Genomic DNA, 23,471 nt, shown 5'->3' with positions numbered 1-23,471 from the left:
GTCGCCCACGAATTGGGGATGATTATGACAGACACCACCCGCGAGAAAGCCGCCCAAGAGCTGGCCGAGATCGAAAGCGCGGCTGCGATCGTGCTGCCGGAACCGGGCGCCGAAATCGTCGCACTGGCCGAAGCCCCGGCCCCGCTGGCCGAGGAAATCCGCAGCCGGATGGCCGAAATCGACATGACCGACACCGGGTCCATCGTGCAATTCGGCAGCCGTGCCCAAGGCGAATTGCAGACCATCAGCCAGTCGATGCTGGCCGATGTGAAGAACAAGGACGTCGGCCCCGCAGGCGACAGCCTGAGCCAGATCGTCACCACGATCCGCGGCTTTTCGGTGTCCGAACTCGATGTCCGGCGCGAGCGCAAATGGTGGGAGAAGCTGCTGGGTCGCGCGGCCCCCTTCGCCAATTTCCTGGCCCGATTCGAGGCGGTGCAAAGCCAGATCGACAAGGTCACCGACGATCTGCTGAGCCACGAGCACAAGCTGATGAAGGACATCAAGTCGCTTGATCTGCTTTATACCAAGACCCTGAATTTCTATGACGAACTGGCGCTGTATATCGCGGCGGGCGAGGAAAAGCTGCGCGAGGTCGACGCCAATGACATCCCCGCCAAAGAGGCCGAGATCGCGGCTGCCGATGAAAATTCCAAGGTGCTGCGCGCGCAGGAATTGCGCGATCTGCGCGGCGCGCGCGACGATCTGGAACGCCGCGTGCATGACCTGAAACTGACGCGTCAGGTGACGATGCAAAGCCTGCCCTCGATCCGGCTTGTTCAGGAAAACGACAAGTCGCTGGTGACCAAGATCAACTCGACGCTGGTCAACACCGTGCCGCTTTGGGAGACCCAGCTGGCGCAGGCGGTGACGATCCAGCGCTCGGCCGAGGCCGCCAAATCGGTGCGCGCGGCCAATGACCTGACCAACGATCTGCTGACCGCCAACGCAAAGAACCTGCGCGAGGCGAATGCGATCGTGCGCACGGAAATGGAACGCGGCGTGTTCGACATCAACGCGGTCAAGACCGCGAATGCCGAGCTGATCGCAACCATCGAGGACAGCCTGCGGATCGCCGACGAGGGCAAACGCGCCCGCGCCGCTGCCGAGGCCGAACTGGTCGAAATGGAAAGCAAGCTGCGCGACACGCTCGCCGCGGCCTCGGCCCGGAGTGCCGGCTGATCATGCCCCATGCCGCCTGCATTGCCCCGGCCATGCGCCGGGGCGGTATTGCCCTCGGCCGTCTGACCGGGGCTTTTGCGCTTTGCGCCGCTTTGGCGGGCTGCCTTGCAGGGCCTTTCGCACTGGGGCCGAACGGGTCTGCCGCGCCTGCGGCCACACCCCGCCCAACCCCTGCGCCCGGCGATCTGGGCGAAAACGGGCTGGTGATGCCGCCATCGCCCGAAAGCCAGGCGGTGCGCGCCTATTACACCCAGGTTGCGCAGACGCTGGAAGGCCAGGGTCTGCTGCGGCAGGACGTGGCGCCGCGCGATGCCCCCTTCGGCACGCGCCAGCTGGTGGATAATTTCATTCACGTCGCGCTTTATGACGAATATTCGAACCGTGGCGGCACCTTCGTTGCCGCCCAGACCGCAAGCCGGCTGCGCCGCTGGGAAGTGCCGGTGCGGATGAGCGTGGAATTCGGGCCCTCGGTGCCTATGGCGCAGCGTCGCGCCGACCGGGCCGCGATTTCGGCCTATGCGGGCAAGCTTGCCCGGGCGTCGCGCCATCCGGTGCAGGTCACCCCCACGGGCGGCAATTTCAACATTCTGGTGCTGAACGAAGACGAACGCCGCGCCGCAGGCCCCCGCCTGCAACAGCTGGTGCCGGGGATCGACCGTGCCTCGCTGCAGGCGATCACCGATCTGGCGCCGACAACGTTTTGCGTGGTCTTCGCCTTCTCGGAGGGCGCGGCGCCGAATTACAGCCGCGCGGTCGCGGTGATCCGGGGCGAACACCCCGACCCGCTGCGCCTGTCGTGCATTCACGAGGAACTGGCGCAGGGCATGGGCCTGGCCAACGACTACCCGCGCGCGCGCCCCTCGATCTTCAACGATGACGAGGAGTTCGCGCTGCTGACGCGCCATGACGAACTGCTGTTGCAGATCCTTTACGACCCGCGCCTGCGCCCCGGCATGACCGAGGCCGAGGCGCGCCCGATTGTCGAACAGATTGCGGCCGAACTGATGGGCGCGGATAGCTAGGAGGACCAGATGGGCATTCTCGATTTTCTTACCGGCGAATTTATCGACGTCATCCACTGGACCGATGACACCCGCGACACGATGGTGTGGCGGTTCGAACGCGAAGGCCACGCCATCAAATACGGCGCCAAGCTGACCGTGCGCGAAGGTCAGGCGGCGGTCTTTGTGCATGAAGGGCAGATCGCGGATGTCTTCGGGCCAGGGCTTTACATGTTGGAAACCAACAACATGCCGATCCTGACCACGCTGCAACACTGGGATCACGGCTTCCGCAGCCCGTTCAAATCGGAAATCTATTTCGTCAACACGACACGCTTCAACGATCAGAAATGGGGCACGAAAAACCCGGTGATTGCCCGCGACCCCGAATTCGGGGCGGTGCGGCTGCGCGCCTATGGCACCTATGCGATGCGGGTCAGCGATCCGGCGAAGTTCATGGCCGAAATCGTCGGCACCGATGGCGAATTCACCGCCGACGAGATCAGTTTTCAGATCCGCAACGTGATGGTGCAGGAATTTTCGCGCGTCATCGCCAGCTCGGGGATTCCGGTGCTGGACATGGCGGCGAACACCGCCGATCTGGGCAAGATGATCGCCAAGGCGGTCGATCCGGTGGTCGCGGGTTATGGCCTGTCGATCCCGGAATTCTATATCGAAAACATCAGCCTGCCCGAGGCGGTCGAGGCGGTGCTGGACAAGCGCACCTCGATGGGGATTGTGGGCGATCTGAACCGCTACATGCAGTTCAACGCAGCCGAGGCGCTGGCCCAGCCGGGTGGCGCGATGGGCGCGACCGTCGGCGCGGGCCTGGGGGCCGGAATGGGCATGGCGATGGGGAACCAGATGGGCTGGGCCGGGCCCTGGGGCGCCGCCCCTGCCCCGCAGGCATCCGCCGCTGCGGCGCCCCCGGTCGCCCCGCCCCCGCCGCCGGTCGAAAAGGTCTGGCATGTGGCGGTGAACGGGCAGGCCACGGGCCCCTATGGCCGGGGCCACCTGGGCCGGATGGTCACCGACGGCAGTTTCACCCGCGACACGCTGGTCTGGTCGCCCGGGCAGGACGGCTGGAAACCCGCCGACGAGATCGCCGAACTGGCGCAGCTGTTCACCATCGCCCCGCCGCCCCCGCCGCCGGTGGGGTAAAGGGCGATGGCCGCGATTCAGGCCACACGGCCGGTTACCGAACACCATTACCCCTGCGAATCCTGCGGGGCGGATCTGCGCTTCGCCCCGGGCCAGGAACGGATGGTTTGCGACCACTGCGGCCATGTGCAGGACATCCCGCGCGCCACCGGGCGGGGCACGGCCAGCTTGCGGGAACTGCCGCTCGACGCCGTGCTGGGCGCCCGCCTGCCGGATCTGGAGATGGAAGAGCACCGCACCCTTTCATGTCCGAATTGTGGGGCTTCGATCGAGTTCACCGGCGCGGATCACGCCGCGGAATGTCCGTTTTGTGCAACTCCGGTGGTGGTCGATACCGGCACCCGGCGGTTGATCAAACCGCAGGGCGTGCTGCCGTTCGTGCTGACCGAAGCACAGGCACGCGCGGCGCTTGGCGCCTGGCTCGGGCGGTTGTGGTTTGCCCCTTCGGGGCTGGCACAATATGCCCGCCGGGGCCGCAAGATGACCGGCGTCTATGCGCCGTTCTGGACCTTCGATGCCCAAAGCCGCACCGAATATGCCGGTCAGCGCGGCGATTATTACTATGAAACCCGGCAGGTGCGGGTCGAGGTCAACGGCCGGATGGAAACCCGCCAGCAGCAGGTGCGCCATGTCCGCTGGCGCGCCGTGCGCGGGCGTGTGGCACGCGCCTTCGACGACGTGCTGGTCTATGCCGCGCGGTCCCTGCCGCCAGCCTATACCGACGCGCTGCGGCCTTGGGATCTGTCCGCACTGGCCGATTACCGGCCCGATTATCTGGCCGGGTTCTCCGCCGAGGGCTATACGGTCGAGCTGCACGAAGGCCACCATCTGGCCCGTGCCGAGATGATGCATGTGATCCAGTCCGACGTGCGCCGCGACATCGGCGGCGACGAGCAGCGGATCGACCATCTGGACCCCGAATTCAGCGCCGAGACCTTCAAGCATATTCTGCTGCCGGTCTGGACCGCCGCCTACAAGTTCCGCGGTCAGAGCTATCGTTTCGTGGTCAATGCCCAGACCGGCAAGGTGCGCGGGGATCGGCCCTGGTCGGCCTGGAAGATCGCTTTCGCGGTGCTTCTGGCTGCGGTGGTGATCGGGATTGCGGTTTACCTCAACCAGATGCAGCGCTAGGTCCGGGATCGGCGCCCCCCGGGTATCTGGTCCGGGGGGACGCAGGCCGAAAAAGGAAATCTCATGATTTTGTGCTGCGGAGAGGCGCTGATCGACATGCTCCCGTGCGAGGCAGACACGGGCGACGCGGGCTTCGTTCCCTGCCCGGGTGGCGCGGTGTTCAACACGGCGGTCGCACTGGGGCGGCTGGGAACGAGCGTGGGCCTGCTTACCGGGATTTCAAGCGATCTGTTCGGAGGGCAATTGCTGCAGGCGCTGGCGGGCTCGGGGGTAGAGACGGACCTTGCGATCCGCAGCGATCGCCCCACCACGCTGGCCTTCCTGCGCGTGCAGGACGGTCAGGCGACCTATACTTTCCACGATGAGAACAGCGCCGGGCGGATGGTGCAGCCCGACGACATTCCGCCCGTGCCTGCCTCGGCCAAGGCCCTGTTTTTCGGTGGGATTTCCCTGGCAACCGAACCCTGCGGCACGGCCTACGAGGCGCTGATGCTGCGTGAGGCCCCGGCGCGTGTGACGATGCTCGACCCCAATATCCGGCCTGATTTCATCCGGGATGAGGCGGCCTATCGCGCACGGCTGGACCGGATGATCGCCGCCGCCGACATCGTCAAACTCTCGGACGAGGATCTGAACTGGCTCGACGGGCCGGGCGAGATTGCGTCTTTGGCCGCCGGGGTTCTGGCGCGCGGCCCGAAGCTGGTGTTCATCACCCAAGGTTCCGCAGGGGCGCAGGGGTTTTCCGCCTCTGCGGTCGAATCTGTGCCCGCCTGTGCCGTAACTGTGGTGGACACCGTCGGTGCGGGCGACACCTTCAACGCCGGGGTTCTGGTGGCCTTGACCCGGGCAGGCGCATTGCACAAGGATGCCATCGCCGAAGCGGGCGCCGGGCTGATCCATGCTTGCCTGACCCTCGGCGGGGCTGCCGCCGCCGTCACCGTATCGCGCGCCGGGGCCAACCCGCCTTGGGCCAAGGAGTTGTTATGAGAGCACTAATTCAACGCGTCACCGCCGCTTCCGTGACGGTTTCCGCGCAGAAGATTGCAGAAATCGAACATGGGCTGCTGATCCTCGTCTGTGCCATGGCAGGCGACACCGAAACCGAGGCCGAAAAGCTGGCGCTGCGGATTTCCAAGCTGCGGATCTTCAAGGACGAGGCTGGCAAGATGAACCGCGCCGTGGGCGACATCGGCGGCGCCTGTCTGGTGGTCAGCCAGTTCACATTGGCCGCCGATACCTCGCGCGGGAACCGGCCGGGGTTTTCCAGTGCCGCACCGCCCGAAACCGGCAATCACCTGTATCAGCATTTCGCCGGCGCGCTGCGCGCACTGGGGCTGCCGGTGCAGACCGGCGAATTCGGCGCCGACATGGCGGTCGACCTGCGCAATGACGGGCCGGTCACGATCTGGATGGATACCGCCGACCGCGCCTGAGCGGCATTCAGGGCGGTTTCCCTTGACTTTTGCCCGCCCCTGCCCCATCTGCCAGTGACCCGATGTCCGCTGCCGCGTGAGCAGCCGCGCCTCTGAGTGCCCGAAACGGCACATGACGCAGGCGCCAGACCGGGGAAACGGTCCCACATTCACGCGGGGGGCCAGCCGGCGCAAGCCGCGCACCCGCCCGCCTCTGCGCCCCGTTCCCGGGGCTGCATCCGATTTCGCGCATCCGCGCATCAGAAAGACAAGACTTTGGAAAACTTCGACAATCTCGGCCTCGCGCCGATCCTGCTGCAAAACCTTGCGGGCCTGGGCCTGCACAAGCCCACGCCGATTCAGGCGCAGGGCATCCCGCATATCATCAAGGGGCGCGACCTGCTGGGCCTGGCGCAGACCGGCACCGGCAAGACCGCCGCCTTCGGCCTGCCGATGCTGACCCGGATCATCGCCTATGGCAAACGCCCGGCACCCAAAACCGTGCGCGCGCTGATCCTGGCGCCGACGCGCGAGCTGGCAACGCAGATCCATGACAACCTGTCGGCCTTTGCCGCGGGCGCCCCGGTGCGCATTCAGCGCGTCGTCGGCGGTGCCTCGATCAATGTGCAATCCGAAAAGCTGTCGAAAGGCGTGGATGTGCTGATCGCCACGCCCGGTCGCCTGCTGGACCTGCTGGACCGGCGCGCGCTGGTGCTGTCGGAAACCAAATATCTGGTGCTGGACGAGGCCGACCAGATGCTCGACATCGGCTTCATCCATGCGCTGCGCAAGATCGCCAAGCTGATCCCCGACGAACGCCAGACGCTGCTGTTCTCGGCCACCATGCCCAAGCTGATGGAAGAGCTGGCCGACAGCTACCTGACCGACCCGGTGCGGGTGCAGGTCAACACGCCGGGCAAGGCCGCCGAAAAGATCGAACAGGGCGTGCATTTCACCACCCAGGGCGAGAAGGCGACGCTGCTGGCCGAATATATCGCCAAGCACCCGAAAGAGCTGGCCGTGGTGTTCAACCGCACCAAGCACGGCTCGGACAAACTGGCGAAACTTCTGGATAAATGGGGCTTCTCGGTCGCCGCGATCCACGGCAACAAATCGCAGGGCCAGCGCGAACGCGCCCTGGCCGCGTTCCGTGCGGGCGAGGTCGAGGTGCTGGTCGCGACCGATGTCGCGGCCCGTGGCCTTGATATTCCGCAGGTCGCGCATGTCTATAACTACGACCTGCCGAATGTGCCGGAAAACTACGTCCACCGGATCGGCCGCACCGCACGCGCCGGGCGCGACGGGCGTGCCGTGGCGTTCTGTGCGCCGCTGGAAATGGGTGATCTGCGCGCCATCGAAAAGGCGATGAAAGCCGAAATTCCGGTGATCGGCGGCATGGCACATGAAGAGCCTGCCGGCCTGAAACCCGGCGCGCGGCAGCGTCAGGGCCAGGGCGGGCGTCCGGGCGGCAATGGCGGCCCGCGTCAGGGCGGCAAGCCGCAACAGCGCGCGCCCAAGCCCAAGGCTGTGATCGGCGAAGGCGGCAATCAGCGCCCCGCGCGGCGCCCCTCGCGCCGCCCGAAAAGCGCGCATAACATCTGATCAGCGAACGGTTTCTTCCTCGAGATGCAGCTTTATCTCGAGGAGAATCCGCTGCAGTGCCTGCGTTTCCGTCAGCAGACGCTTGGCCTCGTTCATGGTGATCTTGCCGTCTTCGATCGACTGGTGATACTCGGCCATCAGCATCGCGAAGCGCTGGCTCAGGGCGACCACATCGGAATTGATCCCGCCGCGGCTCGCATTGCGGCGTTCCTCGTCCAGCGACACGGTCAGCCCGCCCAGTTCGGCCAGGGCATGGGTCACATGCGGGAAGCGAGCCACCGCCTCCAGCCGCGCCACCACGTCGATCGGCATGAACCGATCGGCATGGTCGGGGTCGGCGGAATAATAGCGCCCGAGCGTCGCCTTGGACTTGCCGCAGGCCTCGGCCGAGGCTTCGATGCCGACATCCTTGACCAGCGCCTCGCTGTGCTTCTTGAGGTAGCTGCCGATTGTGTCTGTCATCGCTGTCGTTCCCGCTCAAGTCTTTGCAGTTCTGAGAAAAGCTGCATGTCTTTCCCCCTTAACCCCAACGCTGGAAATTGTCACTTTCAAAGCGTCCGGCGAGGCCGGGCACAGGTGAGTGACCGGCGCCCCAACGCCGGTTCGAGTGGGGCCCCGCATGCTTGTCGGTGGGACGACAAGGCCGGAGATCCGGCAGCATGTGCGGGGACCTTCGTTCCCCCTTGCCTGAGCGCCCGCCCCCGCGCTATCCCCGGGCATGGCCAAGCTTTATTTCCACTACTCGACAATGAACGCGGGCAAGAGCACGCTGCTGCTGGCGGCCTCGCACAATTACATCGAACGCGGGATGCAGACCTATCTGGTCACCGCGCGTCTGGATACCCGCGCGGGAGAAGGCCGGATCGCCAGCCGCATCGGCATCGGCTGTGCCGCCGACATGTTCGAGGCCGACACCGATATGTTCGAAATGGTCAAGAATCGCCTGTCCAGGGGCGACTGCGCCTGCATTTTCATTGATGAAGCGCAATTCCTGACCAAGGATCAAGTCTGGCAACTGGCCCGTGCGGTCGATGATCTGGGCGTGCCGGTGATGTGCTATGGGCTGCGCGTGGACTTCCGCGGCGAGCTGTTTCCGGGATCGGCCGCCTTGCTCGCACTCGCCGACGAGATGCGCGAGGTGCGCACGATCTGCCATTGCGGCAAGAAGGCGACGATGGTTGTGCGCAAGGATGCCACGGGCCACGCGGCGCGCGACGGGGCGCAGGTGCAGATCGGCGGCAACGAAACCTATGTCGCGCTCTGCCGCAAGCACTGGCGCGAGGCGGTGGGCGACGGCCCGGACCCGGCGGGGGAATGAGTATTTCTGCCAAGAAGAAGCACGCCTCTTCTTCTTGGTCCAAATACTCCCGCCGGAGGCAGGAACGGGTGAAGGGTCAGAACTTCTCGACCACGACCGAGCCCACGGAATAGCCCGCGCCAAACGAACAGATCAGCCCCAGATCGCCGGGCGCCAGATCGTCGGAATAGGCATCGAAGGCGATGATCGAGCCCGCCGAAGAGGTATTGGCGTAGTCCTGCAGGATATTGGGCTGTTCACCCGGTTCCGGGTCGCGGCCAAGCACCTTGCGTCCGATGAAATCATTCATCGTCTTGTTGGCCTGATGCAGCCACAGCCGCCGCAGGCTTTGCGGATCGACGCCGGTCTCGTCCAGATGGGCGTGGATATGCGCGGCCACCATCGGCAGCACTTCCTTGAAGACCTTGCGGCCTTCCTGCATGAACTGCATGTCGCGCCGGTCGGCCATCCCGTCGGGGCGGGTGCGGCGCAGAAAGCCGTTGTTGTTGCGGATGTTGTTGGAAAATTCTGTGGCGCAGCGGGTCGAGCGGATCTCGAACCCATGGGCGGCATCCTCGCGACGTTCGATCAAGGTCGCGGTGGCGACATCGCCGAAGATGAAATGGCAGTCGCGGTCGCGCCATTCCAGATGCCCCGAGGTGATTTCAGGGTTCACCACCAGCGCCCGGCGCACCGATCCCGCGCGGATCATGTCGGCGGCCGCCTGAATCCCGAAGGTGGCCGAGGAGCAGGCGACGTTCATGTCGAAGGCAAACCCGCCTGCCCCCAGAAGTTTTTGAATTTCAATGGCAATCGCCGGATAGGCGCGCTCCATGTTCGAGGCCGCGCAGATCACCAGATCGACCTCGTCGCCGCGCCGTCCGGCCTGGGCCAAGGCCTTGCGGCAGGCGTCCAGCGCCATTTCGGCCATGATCCCCGGCTCGTCATCACTGCGCTGCGCCAGGCGCGGATACATCCGCATGGGGTCAAGAACGCCCGCCTTGTCCACCACATGGCGCTGCTCGATCCCCGACGCCTTCAGGATGAATTCGCTCGAGGAATGGTCCAGAGCCGTGACCTCGCCCGCCGCGATCTGCGCCGCGTGTTCGGCATTGAACAGGTCGACATAGGCGTTGAAGCTGGCGACCAGCTCGTCATTGGTGATGACTTCGGCGGGGGTGAACACCCCGGTGCCGGTGATGGCTGGCGTAAACATGCGGTCCTCCCACTGATCCGTGCAAACTCTGCCGAAGTTTCAGGCAGGTCAAGATTTCAAACCGCGTTCGGAGGCAGTTTGCCGTCACGGAAAGCCCGCAGGTTTTCAACCGCCATCAAGCCCATCGCATCGCGGACCTCTTCGGTTGCGGTGCCCAGATGCGGCAGCAGTGTGACATTGGCCAGATCGCGCAGCGCCTGCGGCACCGCCGGTTCGAATTCATAGACATCAAGCCCCGCGCCCGCGATGGCGCCCGCCTGCAACGCGGCGATCAGCGCCGCCTCGTCCACGATATCGCCGCGCGCGATATTGATCAGATGTGCATGCCGCGTCATCTGCGCCAGTTCTGCCACGCCGATCAGATGGCGCGTTTCGGGGGTCGAGGGCACGGCAAGCACGACGAAATCCGCCGCCAGCGCCTGCGCCAGCGGCACCTGCGTTGCAGGCAGCCCCGGATCGACGGGGGAGCGGTTGAAAAACACCACCTCCATGCCGAACCCGTAATGAGCCCGCCGGGCAATCGCCCGCCCGATCCGCCCCATGCCGATCACGCCCAACCGCTTGCCAGTCACATGCTGGCCCAGCATCTGCGTCGGTTGCCAGCCGGTCCAGCCGCCGGTGCGCACCAGCCGCTCGCCCTCGGCGGCGCGGCGCGCACTCATCAGAATCAGCGTCAGGGCGATGTCGGCGGTGGCATCCGTCACCGCGCCGGGCGTGTTGGTGACGGTGATCCCCACCTCCCGCGCCCGCGCCACGTCGATATGGTTATAGCCCACACCGAAGTTGGCCAGAATGCGCGCCCGGATCGGGCCGTCGAAGCTGCGCGGCCCGAAATCATCGCCCAACGTCGGCAGGATCGCGTCAAACTCGGCCAGGGCCCGCACGGCCTCGGCCCGGGTCAGCGGCGCGTCGTCGGGGCGAAACTCTGCATCGAATTCGGCGCGCAGCGTGGCTTCGACACGCGGCGTCAGCGCGCGGGTGACCAGCAGGCGCATCAGAACATCTGCCCGCCCAGCGGCACATCCTGCCCCGGGGCGATCAACACGACCTCGCCGTTTTCATCCGGCACGCCCAGCGTCAGCACCTCGGAGCGGACGGGCCCGATCTGGCGCGGCGGGAAGTTCACCACCGCCAGCACCTGCCGCCCGACAAGCTCTTCGATCGTATAGTGTTTCGTGATCTGGGCCGAGGATTTCTTCTCGCCGATCTCGGGGCCGAAGTCGATCCACAGCTTATAGGCGGGCTTGCGCGCCTCGGGGAAGGGTTCGGCCCGGGTGATCCGGCCAACGCGGATGTCGACCTTGGCGAAATCGTCGTAGGTTATGGTCATTTGCCCAACTCCTTGCCGCGGTCGGCGGCGGCTTGCGTGGCCCGGCGCATGAGGCCGGGAAAGCCGGTTTCGGGGTCCATCAGAACGGCCAGCGCGGCGGCGGTGGTGCCGCCCGGGCTGGTGACATTGACGCGCAGCTGCGCAGGATCTTCGGCGGCATCCTCGGCCAGCTGGCCTGCGCCGCCCACCGTGGCCTTGGCCAGCGTCATCGACAGATCGGCAGGCAGGCCCAATGCCACGCCCGCATCGGCCAGCGCCTCGATCAGGTGAAACACATAGGCCGGGCCCGAGCCGGAAATCGCGGTGACCGCATCCATTTGATGCTCGCCCTCCAGCCGAACGACCTGCCCCACCGCCGACAGCAACCCCTCGGCCACATCCAGATCGGCAGCACTGGCCGCGCCATTACCGCAGATCGCAGTAATCCCGCGCCCGATCGCGGCGGGGGTGTTGGGCATCGCGCGCACCAGGGGGGTGGCGGCGCCCAGAATCGCCTCGTAGGTGGCAATCGTGGTGCCCGCGGCCACCGTGACGAACAGCGTCCGCCCACCGCCCATCGCCTGCAACTGCGGCAGCGCGGCGGCCATCATCTGCGGCTTGACCGCGATCAGCACCACGGCGGGTGCGGCAGGCAGCGGGCCGTTCACCGCCACCCCGGTACCCATCAGCCAGTCCGACGGATGCGGGTCGATCACATGCACCGATTGCGGCGCGAGCCCGCCCCGGAGCCAGCCCGCCAGCATCGCAGAGCCCATCTTGCCGCAGCCCAGAAGCACCAGACCGCGCGCGGAAATGTTCGAAAAGTCCATTTTGCCCCCTTTAGCAGCGGGGCGCAGGTTAGGCCCGCCCGTAGGCCTCTGCAATGGCAACCTTCATCGCGGTTTCGGGCGCCTCGTCGCCCCAGCAGGTCAGCTGCATCGCCGGATAGAACCGCTCTGCCGCGACCACGGCCGCGCCGATCAGCCGGTCGATCTGTTCCGGGCTGGCGATCTGCCCGCCCGCCAGCACCAGACCATAGCGCCAGACCATCAGTTTCTGTTCGGGCCAGAGCGTGAAAGCCCCGGTCCAGACCTGATCGTTGACGCGGTTGAGCAGGTCGTAAAGCGCGGCCTCGCGGCCCTGCGGCGGGTCCATCTCGAAGGTCGAGATCAGCCGCAGCGTTTCATCCTGCGCCGACCAAGCCAGGGTGATCGAATAGGTCCGCCACTGGCCTTCGACCACCATCGCGATCTGGTCGTCGGTCACGCGGTCGAAATCCCAGTCATGGGCCTGGGCCAGCGTCTCGACCACGTCGATCGGATGAAGGTCTTCAGCGTAGAGGTAGTCTTCGCTCAGTGCCATGCCCGTATCCCCCTGCCTGTCATACGCCCCGGGGTGCAGCTCCCCTAGGGTTTGGTGTTCCCACAAGAAACGGCGCAAATGTCGCGGCTTCCTACCATATATCGTGCGGGCAAGGGCCCGCCCTGTAAAGCCATTTGTGGTGGATAAGTCGGGTTTTGCCGCAATATCTGGGGAAAACCCCGACAGCCAGGCAAAAGGGGCGGCCAACAGGCCGCCCCTTGACTGATCGGGTCTGCGCGCCTGCATCAGGCCGTGATCGAATAACCGCCGTCGATGTCGTGCACGCCGCCGGTCAGGTTGCGCGCCTCGGGCGATGCCAGGAAGGCCGCCATTGCGCCGACATCGGCGATCGTGGTCAGCTGATGCGTTGGCGCCCGCTGCGCCGCGACACTCAGCAGCTCGTCGAAATGCGAAATGCCCGATGCCGCGCGGGTCGCCAGCGGCCCGGGCGACAGCGCATGCACGCGAATCCCCTTTTCGCCCAGTTCAGCGGCGGCATAGCGCACCGAGCTTTCCAGCGCGGCTTTCACCGGCCCCATCATGTTGTAGTGATGCACCACGCGCGAGGCGCCGAAGAACGACACCGACAGGCAGGTGCCACCGTGCGGCATCAGCGGCTCTGCCAGCTTGATCATGCGCAGGAAGGAATGCACCGAAATATCCATCGCCTGCGCGAAACCGGCCGCCGAGCAATCAATCACCCGCCCGTGCAGATCGTCACGCGGGGCAAAGGCGATCGAATGCAGCAGCGTATCAAGCCGCCCCCAACGTGCGCCGATCTCATCAAAGACCGCGCCCAGCTGATCGGGGTCGCTGACGTCGAGCGGCATCATGATCTCGGCACCCAAGGCTTCGGCCAACGGGCGGACATAGGGTTCGGCCTTGGCGTTGAGCCAGGTGACCGCCAGATCGGCCCCCTGCGCGCGCAACGCCTGCGCACACCCATAAGCAATGGAGTTCTCGTTCGCGATTCCGACGATGAGCGCCTTTTGGCCCTGCAGTGAAAACATGGTAGCCTCCGATAAATGCCCTGTGAAATAGGCATAACAAGGTGAACAGTTGGTGACGGTTTTTCTGCGACGCAGCAAGAGCCAAGACATTTGTCGCACCAATTTGAGGCAATTTGGGCACGTTCCCGCGCGGCACGGCCATTTCCGCGGCAGTTTGGCAATGCCCGGGCCCCCGAAACGCCCCGAGACCCTGCGCGATTTCTGCACCTGCAAAGCATGGAAAAACGTTACCGGACGCCCCCCCCCCCCAAGTGGGGAAGGGCGCCGCGGGGTCAGGCCTTGCGGGTGTCCGCGCGCGCGGGCACGCGGTCAGCCCGGACCGCCGAGGGAGTGCGCCCGAAGGCCGCCTTGAACTGGCGCGAGAACTGCGCCTGATCGGAAAAGCAGAAGCGATAGGCGATTTCCGCCAGCGTCAGATCGCCGGACAACGCAACCAGGTCGCGCGCCGCGCGCAGGCGCTGATCGCGGATCGCCCGTGCCACGCTGCGCCCGTCTTCGGAAAACAACTCGTGCAGGTAGCGTTTCGAAATCCCGCAGGCACGCGCCAGCATCTCGGGGCCCAGCGCCGGATTGCGCAATTCGCGCCGGATCACCTCGTCGGCGCGGCGCAGATGGGCCGCGCGCACCGCGCTCAGACCCTCTGTCTCGGCACGTTCGGACAGTGACAGCGCCAGCAGATCGACCAGCTGGCGCCCCACCATCTCGGTGGCCGGGGCGGGCATGTCTTCGTCCAGCGCCGTGCGCGCCATTGCCGCGAACAGCGCGCCCACTCCGCGCGCGGCGTCGAACTGCTGCGCGCAGAACCTGTCGGGCTGACGAAGCCGCTCGGCCAGCAGCGCGCGAGAGACTTTCAGAACGCCCAGACTGTTCGCCTTGGTGTAGGAAAAGCGGTAGGGCTCGTTTCCGCGTTCGACCAGAAAGGCGCCGGGCGCACAGCTGACATCGCGCCCCAGCTGGCTGAACTCGACCGGCGCCAGACGGGGAATGGTAATCAGAAAATCCTCTTCGCCCTGACGGCCGATCTGACCGGGGCCGCGTTCGAAGCTCAGCGCATCGGTGGACAGCCGCGACAGCGACACCGGCCCGACCCTGCGCATGCTCAGCCGCCCGCGGAACGCATCGGCATCGCGAAACGTCAGGCGCAGCGGGAAATAGGCCTCGGCAATGACCCCGTCCCAATAGACCGCGCGCTCGCCTGCGGGCAGGTGGTCGGTCGAATGGCTGACAAGTGTCGCGGACATGTCGCGGGCCTTCTGCGGAGTGGAAAGACAACGCTAGGCGAGGAAAGCCGCGCAACGCAAGACCCAGTTGACCGCCCCTGCCCCCGCACCCGCTGGCGCCGCAGCCAGCGACAAAAACTTGTGCACCCTGCTGCAAGACGCAGGCGGCGCTGAAACGCACGCTGAACCATCAAATCCAAGAAGCGGCCCACAAGGGCTGCCATAACACAGGGAGACTGCAATGGCCGGTCGCAATGTCGATCCGATCACCCTTTCCGTGGTGCGCGGGGTTCTGGAAACCACGCAGCGCGAAATGACGCTGACGCTGGAACAGACCGCGCGCTCTTCGGTGTTCAACCTGGCGCATGACTATTCGACGGCGCTGTTTAACCACACGCCCGAGATGATCCTTCAGGGCCAGGACATTCCGATCCACCTTGGCTCGCTGATCCCGGCGATGAAATCGGTGGCGAAGTTCTTCGAGGGCGACATCCACGAAGGCGATATCATCCTGCACAACGATCCGGCCTATGGCGGATCGCATATCATCGACACCTGCATGTATTACCCGGTGTTCCACGAGGGCGAACTGATGTTCTGGACGGTCTGCAAGGGCCATCTGACCGACATCGGCGGCCCGGTGCCCGCGGGCTACAACCCGAATGCGACCGAGATCTTCGCCGAAGGGCTGCGCATCCCGCCGGTCAAGCTGTGGGACCGGGGCGTGCCGCGCCAGGACGTGATCAACCTGCTGCTGACCAACATGCGCGCGCGCCGCGATCAGGAAGGCGATTTCAACGCGCTGATCGGCGCCTGTCAGGTGGGCGCGCGCGCTCTCAAGGGTCTGGTCGACAAATACGGCAAGCAGGTGGTCAAGGACTGCATCGCCGAGTTGCTGGACATGGCCGAGGCGCATATGCGCCATCTGATCGCCGCCGTGCCCGACGGCACCTATAGCGGCACCGCCATTCTGGAAGACGCCGGCCACGGCTTTGGCGATTTCGAGATCACCGCGACCGTCACCATCGAAGGCGACGGCTGCCATATCGCGATCCAGTCGCCGCCGCAGGTGCCCTATTTCATCAACAGTTACGAAGGCAACAGCCACTCGGGCGTGTATCTGGGGCTGATGATGTTCGCGCAACTGCCGCCCCCCTATAACGAGGGGCTCTATCGCTGTGTCAGCACCGACATGGGGCCGAAGGGCACGCTGTGCAACGCGCAAAGCCCCGCGCCGCACATGAACTGCACCACCACGCCGATGGAGACGCTGACCGACGCCGTGCGACTGGCCTTCGAGCAGGCCGCCCCCGACAAGGTTTCGGCCAGCTGGGGCCATGCCAACGGCTGCAATATCGCAGGCTGGGACAAGCGCCATGACGAGGAATATGTGACGATGGTTCTGGCCTCGATCATCTCGGGCGCGGGGGCCACGGCCAGTCAGGACGGCTGGCACGCGGTCGGCCCCGAATGCTGCTTCGGCGCGCTGACCTCGGGCGATATCGAGATGCTGGAACACAGCTATCCGATCATCATTCACCGCTATTCGCTGATGGAAGACAGCGGCGGCGCGGGGCGCAACCGCGGCGGGTCAGGCACCTGCTGGGAGGTCGAACCGCTCGATACCCCGATGACGCTGATCACCTTCGGCGAAGGGCGGCGGATCCCGGCGATGGGGGCGGCGGGCGCCGCATCCGACATGGTGGCGAAAAAGGTCGGCCGGCTGGAAATCACCCGTGGCGGCAAGACCGAGGTCATCACCGACAACGTGATCGAAACCATTCAGCCCGGCGAACGCGCGGCCAATTTCAACCCCGGCGGCGGCGGCTTCGGCCCGGCCTTCGAGCGCCCGGTCGAACGGGTGGTGGAGGATGTGAAAAACGGCCTCGTCAGTCTGGAAGGGGCGCGCCGCGACTATGGCGTGGTGATCACCGATCCGGTCACGCTCTGCGTCGATCAGGACGCGACCGCACAACTCCGCTCCGCCTGATCCCTTTCTCCTGGTTCAAATACTCCCGGGGGTTCGGGGGGCAGGCAGCCCCCCGTCCGGCCCCCGCCATCCGCAAGGACATATGACATGCAGACCCAATATCGCCTTGGCATCGACGCCGGGGGCACCTTCACCGATTTCATTCTGGCCGACCGCGAGGGCCGCGTGCGCATCGTCAAGGCGCTGTCGACGCCGCAGGACCCGACCCTGGCCATCCGCAACGGGCTGGCGCTGATCGAAGAGGAAACCGGGATCTCCCCGACCGAGATCGTCTCGAATGCCGATCTGTGCATCAATGGCACCACCGTCGGGCTGAACGCGCTGATCACCCATCGCGGCGCCAAGACCGGGCTGATCGCCACGGCCGGCCACGAAGACAGCATCGAGATCCGGCTGGGCCACAAGGAAGACGGCTATCGCTACGACCCGGAATATCCGCCCGCCACGATGCTGGTGCCGCGCTATCTGCGCCATGGCGTGCGCGAGCGCGTGCTCTCGACCGGCGCCGTGCACACCCCCCTGAACGAAGACGACGTGCGCGCCGCCTGCCGTCATTTCCTGGCCGAAGGCGTGCAATCGGTCGCGATCTCTTTCGTGTGGTCGGTGCTGCACCCCGATCACGAACGCCGCGCGGCCGAAATCGTGCGCGAGATGATGCCCGATGTGATGCTGACCGTGGGCAGCACGCTGTATCCGCAGGTGCGCGAATACACCCGCACCTCGACCGCCATCGTGAATGCCTATCTGGGGCCGATCCTGGCGCAATATGTCGAAGCGGTGGATCGCCAGTTCCGCGCGATGGGCGCGAAGAACCCGGTGCGCTATTTCCAATCGAACGGCGGTCTGGCCACCGGCGATCTGGTCGCGCATCAGGCGGTCTATGCGATCAACTCGGGCCCGGCCTCGGCCCCGCAGGCGGCGCTTTATCTGGGGCAACCCTATGGCGAGGAGAACGTAATCACCGTCGATATGGGCGGCACCTCGTTCGACATCACGCTGACCTGGCAGGGCCGCGCCAACGTGTCCAAGAACATCGACTTCCTGCGCTACCGGATCGGGATTCCGATGATCCAGGTCGAGACGCTGGGCGCGGGCGGCGGCTCGATCGGCTGGATCGACCCGATGGGCCTGTTGCAGATGGGGCCGCAATCGGCGGGGTCTGAACCCGGGCCTGCCTGCTATGGCCGCGGCGGCACGCAGCCCACCACGACCGACGCCAATCTGGTGCTGGGCTATCTGAGCCCCGGCGGGCTGGTCGGCGGACGCCTGCCGCTTGATGTGGAGAAGGCGCGCGAGGCGATCCGCACCCACCTGGCCGAACCGCTGGGCCTGTCGGTCGAACGCGCGGCCTATGGCATGTTCACCATCGTCAACACCAACATGGTCAACGGCATCCGCCGCGTGTCGGTCGAGCGCGGCTATGACCCGCGCGACTTCGTGCTGAACTGCGCGGGCGGCGCCACGGGGTCGCATATCACGGCACTGGCGCGCGAAATCGGCATCCGCAAGGTGATGATCTCGAAACTCGCCTCGGGGCTGTGCGCCTACGGCCAGATCCTGTCGGATGTGAAGTATAACTACATGGCCCCCGCCCCGATCCGCCTGGAAGGTGCCGCGGCGGCCAGCCAGCTGGACGCCTTGTTCACCGGGCTGGAGGTCAAGGGCCGGGCGGATCTGACGCAGGACGGTTTTGCCGAGGAACGCATCGCGATCCGCCGCAGTCTGGACATGCGCTATGTCGGGCAGGTCCACGAATGCACCGTCTCGGTCGATCCGTTCGAGATTACCGAAGCCAGTCTGGACCGCCTGAAGGCGGCTTTCCACGCGCGCCACGAAGAACTGTACACCTATTCCGAGCCGAACAGCGCGGTCGAGGTGGTCAATGTCGAAAGCGCCATCGCGGGCAAGGTCGACCGGCCCAACCGGATGCGTCTGGCGCCCGGCAAGGGCGCGGACAGCGCGGTCAAGGGTCTGCGCCCGATGATCTTTGCCGCCGACGGCGTGTCGCAGGAAACCCCGGTCTTCGACGGCGCGGCCCTGGGCGCGGGCGACACCGTGCGCGGCCCCGCGGTGATCGAAGAGGTCACGACGACGCTGGTGATCGAACCCGGCTGGACCGCCGTTCTGGACGAGCACGGCACCTATGTCGTCACCGCCGACTGATCGGCCTTTGCCTTCTGCCCGGGGTCAGGCCCCGGGCACTGCGTCCGCCGCAACCCCGGCGGGCGCTTCATCCAGAATATCGCGCCGCATCGCCGCCGCGGCCGCCGCCCCGTCGCGGCGCAGCAGCGCCAGCAGAATATCATCATGGTAGACCGCCGAGCGCAGCATGTTCGCCTGATCGGGGGTCTGCACCCGGACGATCGGCCCCAGCCGCATCCACAACGGGTCCAACACTTCGGCCAGAAACCGGTTGTGGGCCGCCGCCGCGATTGCGCCATGAAACCGCAGGTTGGCGGCCAGGAACGCGGGCGTATCCCCCGCCGCGGCCGCCCGCCGCATCACCGCGCATTCGCCACCCAACGCGGCCAGCTCGACCTCGGTGCGGCGCAGGGCCGCCACCGCCGCCGTCTCGGTTTCCAATACCAGCCGCAGGCGCACCAGATCGGCACGCTCGGCCGGGCTCAATTCGGGCACGATCATCGTGCGCCCCGGGGTCAGGCGCAGCACGCCCAGGCTTTCCAGCCGCTGCACCGCATCGCGCACCGGCATCAGGCTGGTCCCCATCTGCTGCGCCAGCGCCCGCAGGGGCAACTTTTGCCCGGGCGCAAAGCGCCCCGCCATCAGATCGGCCCGCAACCGACGAAACACCTGCTCGTGCAACGGCCCCGCGGCATCCAGCGCGGGTCCCTCAGCTTCGGGATGTATCGGACCTGTCATCGACGCTCACCGCCAAAATTTGTTATAACAACCATCGACGACTCGTTGCATGAATACCGATCTGATGGGAGTATTCGCCAATTCGTCATAACACCAGCCTGCAGGACTCCCATGCCAACCCGTTCCAATTCACTGGCCAGTGCCGACGTCGCAACCACGCTGCATCCTTACACCAACGCGCGCAAGCACGAACAGACCGGCCCGCTGATCATCGAACGCGGCGATGGCATCCGGGTCTGGGACAGCGCCGGAAAGGACTATATCGAGGGGCTGGCGGGGCTGTGGTCCGTTGCGGTGGGCTTTTCCGAAAAGCGCCTCGCCGAGGCCGCCTATCAGCAGATGCTCAAGCTGCCCTATTACCACACGTTCGCCTCGAAAGCGCACGAGCCCTCGATCCGGCTGGCCGGGTCGGCGCCATCGCCGCCGAGGAAGGCCATACCGCCGGGCTGATCTTCCGCGCGATCGGCGATCAGCTGGCGCTGTGCCCGCCGCTGATCGTGACCGAAGCCGATATCGCCGAGATTTTTGAGCGTCTGGCGCTTGCGCTGGACCGCACCCAGGCGCGGCTTGCCGCGGAAACCGCAAACTGAGGGCCCGCCAATGACCAGCACGCTTCCCGCCACCCCGGTCACGCATATCTCCGACGACCGCTTCGTCGTCACCGAATGGCAATTCCCGCCGGGTGCCGAAACCGGCTGGCATGTGCATGGCCATGATTACGTTGTGGTGCCGCTGACCGGCGGCGCGCTTGGGCTGACCCATCCCGACGGCAGCTATACCGAGGCGCCGCTGACCGCGGGCGTTCCCTATTCGCGGCGCTGCGGGGTGGCGCATAACGTCTGCAACCCGGGCGCCGAGTATCTGGCGTTTCTGGAAATCGAGGTGCTGCAAGACCCGCTTGCGGCAGAGCGCAAGGCGGTGGTGGCGCGGTTTGCCGACGCCTGGAACGCGCGAGATCTGGACACGCTGATGGACTGTATGGCCGCGGATTGCGCCTTTCACGCGGCGGCGGGTCCGCTGGCCGAAGGGACGCGCCATCAGGGCCGCGATGCGGTGCGCGCCGCCTATGCCGCGATTTTTGCCACCTTCCCGCAGGCACATTGGGACCCGCAGCAGACACTGATCGCGGGGGATCAGGCCCTGACCAGCTGGCGCTTCACCGGCACCGATACCGCAGGCCGGACAATCACGGTCGACGGCTGCGATATCCTGCACTTCGATGGCGCCCGGATCGCGCTGAAAGACAGCTATCGCAAGGCGGGGGCCTGAGCGGCCCCTCTCCGCCATCTGCCAATGCGAAACGCCCGGGCCACGGCCCGGGCGTTCGTTCTTGTCGACGGGGGCGACAGGGCCGCCCCCCGCCCGCGATCACTTCATCAGCGCGTCCATCGGCACCGGCTCCGAAATCGTCCATTCGTCGATCACACCCGGCTTGCCCGCGGTGGTTTCCACGATCAGATAACGCGCCTTGTTCTGATGGTGCAGTTCCGAGGTGAAGGTGCGCGGCCCGAACAGGGTGGGTTCGTTGTCCATCTTCTCCAGCTCGGCCACCACGGCATCGGCGTCGATAGTGCCCGCACGCTCCACCGCCTTGGCCCAGACGTCGATCATCGAATAGCCGGGATAGGTGTATTGCGTCGCCGGGTCAGCCCCGGTCTTTTCCTTGTAAAGCGCGTTGAAGGCGTTCACATCCGGGTTCGGATCGTCACCATAGACAGACCCCTGCACCGGCACATAGAAATTCGACAGATCGGGCACCGCCGACAGCCAGTAGCTGCCATCCACGGCCGATCCGTTCAGGATCATCGAATTGATCCCCGCCGCGCGGATCTGCTTGATCGCCGACACCGCGCCCGGCATCATCGTGCACAGCATGATCGCGTCGGGTTCCTTCGGCAGCGCCTTGATCCGGCTGATCTGCGAGGCGATCGAGGCGTCGTCGTTCTTGAACACATCCTCGCCCGCCAGCGTGGCATCCGCCAGCTTGGGCAGCATCCAGTCGAAGCCGTCGCAGATGCCCTTGTTATAGACATAGCTGGTGTCCAGAAGGCGATAGAAGTCGCGCGCCTCTTTCTTGGCATAGGCCCATTCGGCCATCGTCGCACCCTGCACCGCCGCCAGAACCGAGGCCGAGAAGCTGTGCGGGCCGACGCCCTGAATGCCCGCCTTGATCGATTCCGCGCACAGGAAGAACGAAATCTTGCCCGAGGATTCCGCGGTCAGCGCGGCGGGCGCACCGAAGTCGTAATCGCAGGACACGACGACCATGTCGGCGCCCGCGTCCAGCACGCTCAGCCCCGCCTTGGCGCCTTCGGCCCGGTCGGTCTTGGTGTCGGCATTCACCACCTTGATCTGCTTGCCCAGCAGACCACCCGCGGCGTTGATCTCGTCAATGCGGATCATCGCGGCGTCTTGCGCGGGTTTGTCATAGGCCTGCATGAAGCCGGTTTCGGCGGTGGCAAAGCCCACCACGATATTGCCGTCGGCATCCTCGGCCAGCGCGCCGGTGGCGGGCGCGAGGCTCAGCGCCAGAACGCTCAGGCTCGTCATCAGTTGCGTGCGAAACATGGGAACTCTCCTTGTTGGTGTCGGTTTGCGACGTGGTTATGCGTCCCCTTCGGGAACGGTTTGCGGTGCGGCAAGGGCAGGCCCCCGCCGGTCGCGGGCCCCGAAGGGCCACACGAATTCCTTGGAAAACAGCCCGTTCGGGCGCCGCGCGAGAATGGCGATCATCACCACGCCAAGCAGGATTTCCTGCAACCCGCCGGGCAGCGCGAAGGTCGTGTTACCCACTGGCACCCCGCGTTCCAGCCAGCGCAGGCCCTGGATCAGCAAGGACAGGATCACCACCCCGGACACCGCGCCCGACAGTGTGCTCATCCCGCCCACGACCAGCATTGAAAGGGTGATGAAGGTCAGACCCAGATAGAAGGTGTCGGGCGTCACAACGCCAATCGAATGCGCCATCAGCGCGCCGCCCAGCCCCATCACAACGCCCGACAGGCCAAAGGCCACCAGCCGCACGCGGGGAATGTCGATCCCCGAGGCCAGCGCCGCGGTGGGTTCATCGCGCGCTGCCCGCAGCGCCAGCCCGAAGCGCGACACCGCATGCAACCAGGCCACGAAGATCGCCACGATCGCGCCAATCATATAGGGCCAGATCGTGCGCACGATCGGGATGCCGACGACCGAATTCGTCGCCGCCGTCACGCTTTCCCAATTGGCATAGATCGTGTTAATCATCGCCAGCATCGCGAAGGTGGCAATCGAGGCGGCGATCCCCGACAGCCGCATCAGCACCCGCCCGAACAGCAGGGCAAACACCCCCGCGAACAGCGCCGCCAGCACCGCCCCTGGCCCGTAGGGCAGCTGCACCGCCTTGAGCCAGTCGGGCAGGCCGGGGAAGGACAGCTCCTTCATCATCGGCGGCATCGTCAGCCAGGCGGCGGCGTAGGCGCCCAAACAGGTGAAGCCGATATGACCGAAGCTCAGCACGCCGGAATTGCCGACGAAGATGTAAAGCCCCACGACCAGAATGACGCGCACGAAGATGTCGATCATCGTCTGGTTGAAGGGCCGCGAGCCGACCGCCAGTGTCAGCAGCGCCAGCGCCACCATCATCGCGGTCAGGATCAGCGGCGTGGCGATGGTGCGCAGCAGCACGGATTTCTGCGGTTTCTGGGCATCTTGCGCCATGG

22 protein-coding genes and 1 pseudogene are annotated in these 23,471 nt (G+C 65.7%); 12 read left to right on the top strand and 11 right to left on the bottom strand.

Translation table 11 applies throughout. The annotated features are described in order from the left end of the window. Positions 1-24: 24 nt before the first annotated feature. From P2G62_RS11305 to P2G62_RS11275, 7 genes are all read left to right on the top strand, one after another. Positions 25-1,182 (top strand): toxic anion resistance protein, encoded by a 1,158-nt coding sequence (locus tag P2G62_RS11305; RefSeq protein ID WP_275735005.1) that lies wholly within the window; start codon positions 25-27, stop codon positions 1,180-1,182. 2 nt (positions 1,183-1,184) lie between these two features. After that, positions 1,185-2,204 (top strand): DUF2927 domain-containing protein, encoded by a 1,020-nt coding sequence (locus P2G62_RS11300; RefSeq protein WP_275735004.1) that lies wholly within the window; start codon positions 1,185-1,187, stop codon positions 2,202-2,204. 9 nt (positions 2,205-2,213) lie between these two features. Continuing rightward, on the top strand, positions 2,214-3,344 hold the full coding sequence (locus P2G62_RS11295) for an SPFH domain-containing protein (protein ID WP_275735003.1): 1,131 nt from the start codon (positions 2,214-2,216) through the stop codon (positions 3,342-3,344). A 6-nt stretch (positions 3,345-3,350) separates the two neighbouring features. Further along, positions 3,351-4,475 carry a primosomal protein N' (replication factor Y) - superfamily II helicase gene (locus tag P2G62_RS11290; RefSeq protein WP_275735002.1) on the top strand — a complete coding sequence of 375 codons (1,125 nt, stop codon included), beginning with the start codon at positions 3,351-3,353 and terminating at the stop codon, positions 4,473-4,475. 63 nt (positions 4,476-4,538) lie between these two features. After that, positions 4,539-5,462 carry a carbohydrate kinase gene (locus P2G62_RS11285; RefSeq protein WP_275735001.1) on the top strand — a complete coding sequence of 308 codons (924 nt, stop codon included), beginning with the start codon at positions 4,539-4,541 and terminating at the stop codon, positions 5,460-5,462. Beyond that, positions 5,459-5,908 (top strand): D-aminoacyl-tRNA deacylase, encoded by a 450-nt coding sequence (dtd, locus tag P2G62_RS11280; RefSeq protein WP_275735000.1) that lies wholly within the window; start codon positions 5,459-5,461, stop codon positions 5,906-5,908. The genes P2G62_RS11285 and dtd overlap by 4 nt, the downstream gene beginning before the upstream one ends. 255 nt (positions 5,909-6,163) lie before the next feature. After that, positions 6,164-7,489, top strand: a complete 1,326-nt coding sequence (locus P2G62_RS11275) for a DEAD/DEAH box helicase (RefSeq protein WP_275734999.1) — start codon at positions 6,164-6,166, stop codon at positions 7,487-7,489. Here the strand turns inward: P2G62_RS11275 and P2G62_RS11270 are convergent, their stop codons facing one another. After that, complete coding sequence (locus P2G62_RS11270) at positions 7,490-7,951, bottom strand: phage regulatory CII family protein (protein WP_275734998.1); 462 nt, start codon at positions 7,949-7,951, stop codon at positions 7,490-7,492. Between the two features lie 256 nt (positions 7,952-8,207). Here P2G62_RS11270 and P2G62_RS11265 point away from each other — a divergent pair, with 256 nt between their 5' ends. Continuing rightward, on the top strand, positions 8,208-8,807 hold the full coding sequence (locus tag P2G62_RS11265) for a thymidine kinase (RefSeq protein WP_275734997.1): 600 nt from the start codon (positions 8,208-8,210) through the stop codon (positions 8,805-8,807). A gap of 76 nt (positions 8,808-8,883) precedes the next feature. Here the strand turns inward: P2G62_RS11265 and P2G62_RS11260 are convergent, their stop codons facing one another. The 7 genes from P2G62_RS11260 to P2G62_RS11230 form a co-directional block, all read right to left on the bottom strand. Further along, positions 8,884-10,002 (bottom strand): beta-ketoacyl-ACP synthase III, encoded by a 1,119-nt coding sequence (locus P2G62_RS11260; RefSeq protein ID WP_275734996.1) that lies wholly within the window; start codon positions 10,000-10,002, stop codon positions 8,884-8,886. A 56-nt stretch (positions 10,003-10,058) separates the two neighbouring features. Beyond that, positions 10,059-10,997, bottom strand: coding sequence for a D-glycerate dehydrogenase (locus P2G62_RS11255; RefSeq protein WP_275734995.1), 939 nt, complete (start codon positions 10,995-10,997; stop codon positions 10,059-10,061). Further along, positions 10,997-11,332 carry a tRNA-binding protein gene (locus P2G62_RS11250; RefSeq protein ID WP_275734994.1) on the bottom strand — a complete coding sequence of 112 codons (336 nt, stop codon included), beginning with the start codon at positions 11,330-11,332 and terminating at the stop codon, positions 10,997-10,999. Before P2G62_RS11250 ends, P2G62_RS11255 begins: the two co-directional genes overlap by 1 nt. Continuing rightward, on the bottom strand, positions 11,329-12,141 hold the full coding sequence (proC, locus tag P2G62_RS11245; RefSeq protein ID WP_275734993.1) for a pyrroline-5-carboxylate reductase: 813 nt from the start codon (positions 12,139-12,141) through the stop codon (positions 11,329-11,331). The genes P2G62_RS11250 and proC overlap by 4 nt, the downstream gene beginning before the upstream one ends. Before the next feature lie 28 nt (positions 12,142-12,169). Further along, entirely contained in the window at positions 12,170-12,673 is a 504-nt protein-coding gene (locus tag P2G62_RS11240; RefSeq protein ID WP_275734992.1) for a YbjN domain-containing protein, read from the bottom strand. 245 nt (positions 12,674-12,918) lie between these two features. Further along, positions 12,919-13,683, bottom strand: a complete 765-nt coding sequence (gene fabI / locus P2G62_RS11235; RefSeq protein ID WP_275734991.1) for an enoyl-ACP reductase FabI — start codon at positions 13,681-13,683, stop codon at positions 12,919-12,921. Between the two features lie 272 nt (positions 13,684-13,955). Further along, positions 13,956-14,924: a helix-turn-helix domain-containing protein gene (locus P2G62_RS11230; protein WP_275734990.1), complete on the bottom strand. Its 969-nt coding sequence runs from the start codon at positions 14,922-14,924 to the stop codon at positions 13,956-13,958. Between the two features lie 220 nt (positions 14,925-15,144). Here P2G62_RS11230 and P2G62_RS11225 point away from each other — a divergent pair, with 220 nt between their 5' ends. Both P2G62_RS11225 and P2G62_RS11220 read left to right on the top strand, forming a co-directional pair. After that, positions 15,145-16,893 (top strand): hydantoinase B/oxoprolinase family protein, encoded by a 1,749-nt coding sequence (locus P2G62_RS11225; RefSeq protein ID WP_275734989.1) that lies wholly within the window; start codon positions 15,145-15,147, stop codon positions 16,891-16,893. 87 nt (positions 16,894-16,980) lie between these two features. Next, the gene (locus P2G62_RS11220; protein WP_275734988.1) at positions 16,981-19,056 is read left to right on the top strand and encodes a hydantoinase/oxoprolinase family protein; all 2,076 of its coding nucleotides are present in this window, start codon (positions 16,981-16,983) and stop codon (positions 19,054-19,056) included. A gap of 24 nt (positions 19,057-19,080) precedes the next feature. Here P2G62_RS11220 and P2G62_RS11215 read toward each other — a convergent pair whose 3' ends face one another. Next, positions 19,081-19,773 (bottom strand): GntR family transcriptional regulator, encoded by a 693-nt coding sequence (locus P2G62_RS11215; RefSeq protein WP_275734987.1) that lies wholly within the window; start codon positions 19,771-19,773, stop codon positions 19,081-19,083. A gap of 111 nt (positions 19,774-19,884) precedes the next feature. Here P2G62_RS11215 and P2G62_RS11210 point away from each other — a divergent pair. Together P2G62_RS11210 and P2G62_RS11205 are read left to right on the top strand one after the other, a co-directional pair. Next, positions 19,885-20,178 (top strand): annotated as a pseudogene (locus P2G62_RS11210) (aminotransferase class III-fold pyridoxal phosphate-dependent enzyme); the annotation flags it as partial. A gap of 195 nt (positions 20,179-20,373) precedes the next feature. Continuing rightward, on the top strand, positions 20,374-21,042 hold the full coding sequence (locus P2G62_RS11205) for a nuclear transport factor 2 family protein (protein ID WP_275734986.1): 669 nt from the start codon (positions 20,374-20,376) through the stop codon (positions 21,040-21,042). A gap of 99 nt (positions 21,043-21,141) precedes the next feature. Here the strand turns inward: P2G62_RS11205 and P2G62_RS11200 are convergent, their stop codons facing one another. Continuing rightward, positions 21,142-22,341, bottom strand: coding sequence for an ABC transporter substrate-binding protein (locus P2G62_RS11200; RefSeq protein WP_275734985.1), 1,200 nt, complete (start codon positions 22,339-22,341; stop codon positions 21,142-21,144). A gap of 36 nt (positions 22,342-22,377) precedes the next feature. Continuing rightward, on the bottom strand, positions 22,378-23,469 hold the full coding sequence (locus P2G62_RS11195; protein ID WP_275734984.1) for a branched-chain amino acid ABC transporter permease: 1,092 nt from the start codon (positions 23,467-23,469) through the stop codon (positions 22,378-22,380). Between the last annotated feature and the right edge of the window lie 2 nt (positions 23,470-23,471).

It is taken from the genome of Paenirhodobacter sp. CAU 1674 (assembly GCF_029222945.1).
Classification (GTDB): domain Bacteria; phylum Pseudomonadota; class Alphaproteobacteria; order Rhodobacterales; family Rhodobacteraceae; genus Rhodobacter.
The sequence above is the reverse complement of the archived record's forward strand: the minus strand, read 5'-3'. Positions and strand labels throughout refer to the sequence as shown.

Coding starts and splice junctions, on each gene's coding strand:
- P2G62_RS11200 (WP_275734985.1), bottom strand. CDS start 22,341: ATGTTTCGCACGCAACTGATGACGAGCCTGAGCGTTCTGGCGCTGAGC.
- P2G62_RS11215 (WP_275734987.1), bottom strand. CDS start 19,773: ATGACAGGTCCGATACATCCCGAAGCTGAGGGACCCGCGCTGGATGCC.
- P2G62_RS11285 (WP_275735001.1), top strand. CDS start 4,539: ATGATTTTGTGCTGCGGAGAGGCGCTGATCGACATGCTCCCGTGCGAG.
- P2G62_RS11220 (WP_275734988.1), top strand. CDS start 16,981: ATGCAGACCCAATATCGCCTTGGCATCGACGCCGGGGGCACCTTCACC.
- P2G62_RS11270 (WP_275734998.1), bottom strand. CDS start 7,951: ATGACAGACACAATCGGCAGCTACCTCAAGAAGCACAGCGAGGCGCTG.
- dtd (WP_275735000.1), top strand. CDS start 5,459: ATGAGAGCACTAATTCAACGCGTCACCGCCGCTTCCGTGACGGTTTCC.
- P2G62_RS11290 (WP_275735002.1), top strand. CDS start 3,351: ATGGCCGCGATTCAGGCCACACGGCCGGTTACCGAACACCATTACCCC.
- P2G62_RS11305 (WP_275735005.1), top strand. CDS start 25: ATGACAGACACCACCCGCGAGAAAGCCGCCCAAGAGCTGGCCGAGATC.
- P2G62_RS11230 (WP_275734990.1), bottom strand. CDS start 14,924: ATGTCCGCGACACTTGTCAGCCATTCGACCGACCACCTGCCCGCAGGC.
- P2G62_RS11250 (WP_275734994.1), bottom strand. CDS start 11,332: ATGACCATAACCTACGACGATTTCGCCAAGGTCGACATCCGCGTTGGC.
- P2G62_RS11205 (WP_275734986.1), top strand. CDS start 20,374: ATGACCAGCACGCTTCCCGCCACCCCGGTCACGCATATCTCCGACGAC.
- P2G62_RS11240 (WP_275734992.1), bottom strand. CDS start 12,673: ATGGCACTGAGCGAAGACTACCTCTACGCTGAAGACCTTCATCCGATC.
- P2G62_RS11260 (WP_275734996.1), bottom strand. CDS start 10,002: ATGTTTACGCCAGCCATCACCGGCACCGGGGTGTTCACCCCCGCCGAA.
- P2G62_RS11265 (WP_275734997.1), top strand. CDS start 8,208: ATGGCCAAGCTTTATTTCCACTACTCGACAATGAACGCGGGCAAGAGC.
- P2G62_RS11255 (WP_275734995.1), bottom strand. CDS start 10,997: ATGCGCCTGCTGGTCACCCGCGCGCTGACGCCGCGTGTCGAAGCCACG.
- P2G62_RS11225 (WP_275734989.1), top strand. CDS start 15,145: ATGGCCGGTCGCAATGTCGATCCGATCACCCTTTCCGTGGTGCGCGGG.
- proC (WP_275734993.1), bottom strand. CDS start 12,141: ATGGACTTTTCGAACATTTCCGCGCGCGGTCTGGTGCTTCTGGGCTGC.
- P2G62_RS11300 (WP_275735004.1), top strand. CDS start 1,185: ATGCCCCATGCCGCCTGCATTGCCCCGGCCATGCGCCGGGGCGGTATT.
- P2G62_RS11195 (WP_275734984.1), bottom strand. CDS start 23,469: ATGGCGCAAGATGCCCAGAAACCGCAGAAATCCGTGCTGCTGCGCACC.
- fabI (WP_275734991.1), bottom strand. CDS start 13,683: ATGTTTTCACTGCAGGGCCAAAAGGCGCTCATCGTCGGAATCGCGAAC.
- P2G62_RS11295 (WP_275735003.1), top strand. CDS start 2,214: ATGGGCATTCTCGATTTTCTTACCGGCGAATTTATCGACGTCATCCAC.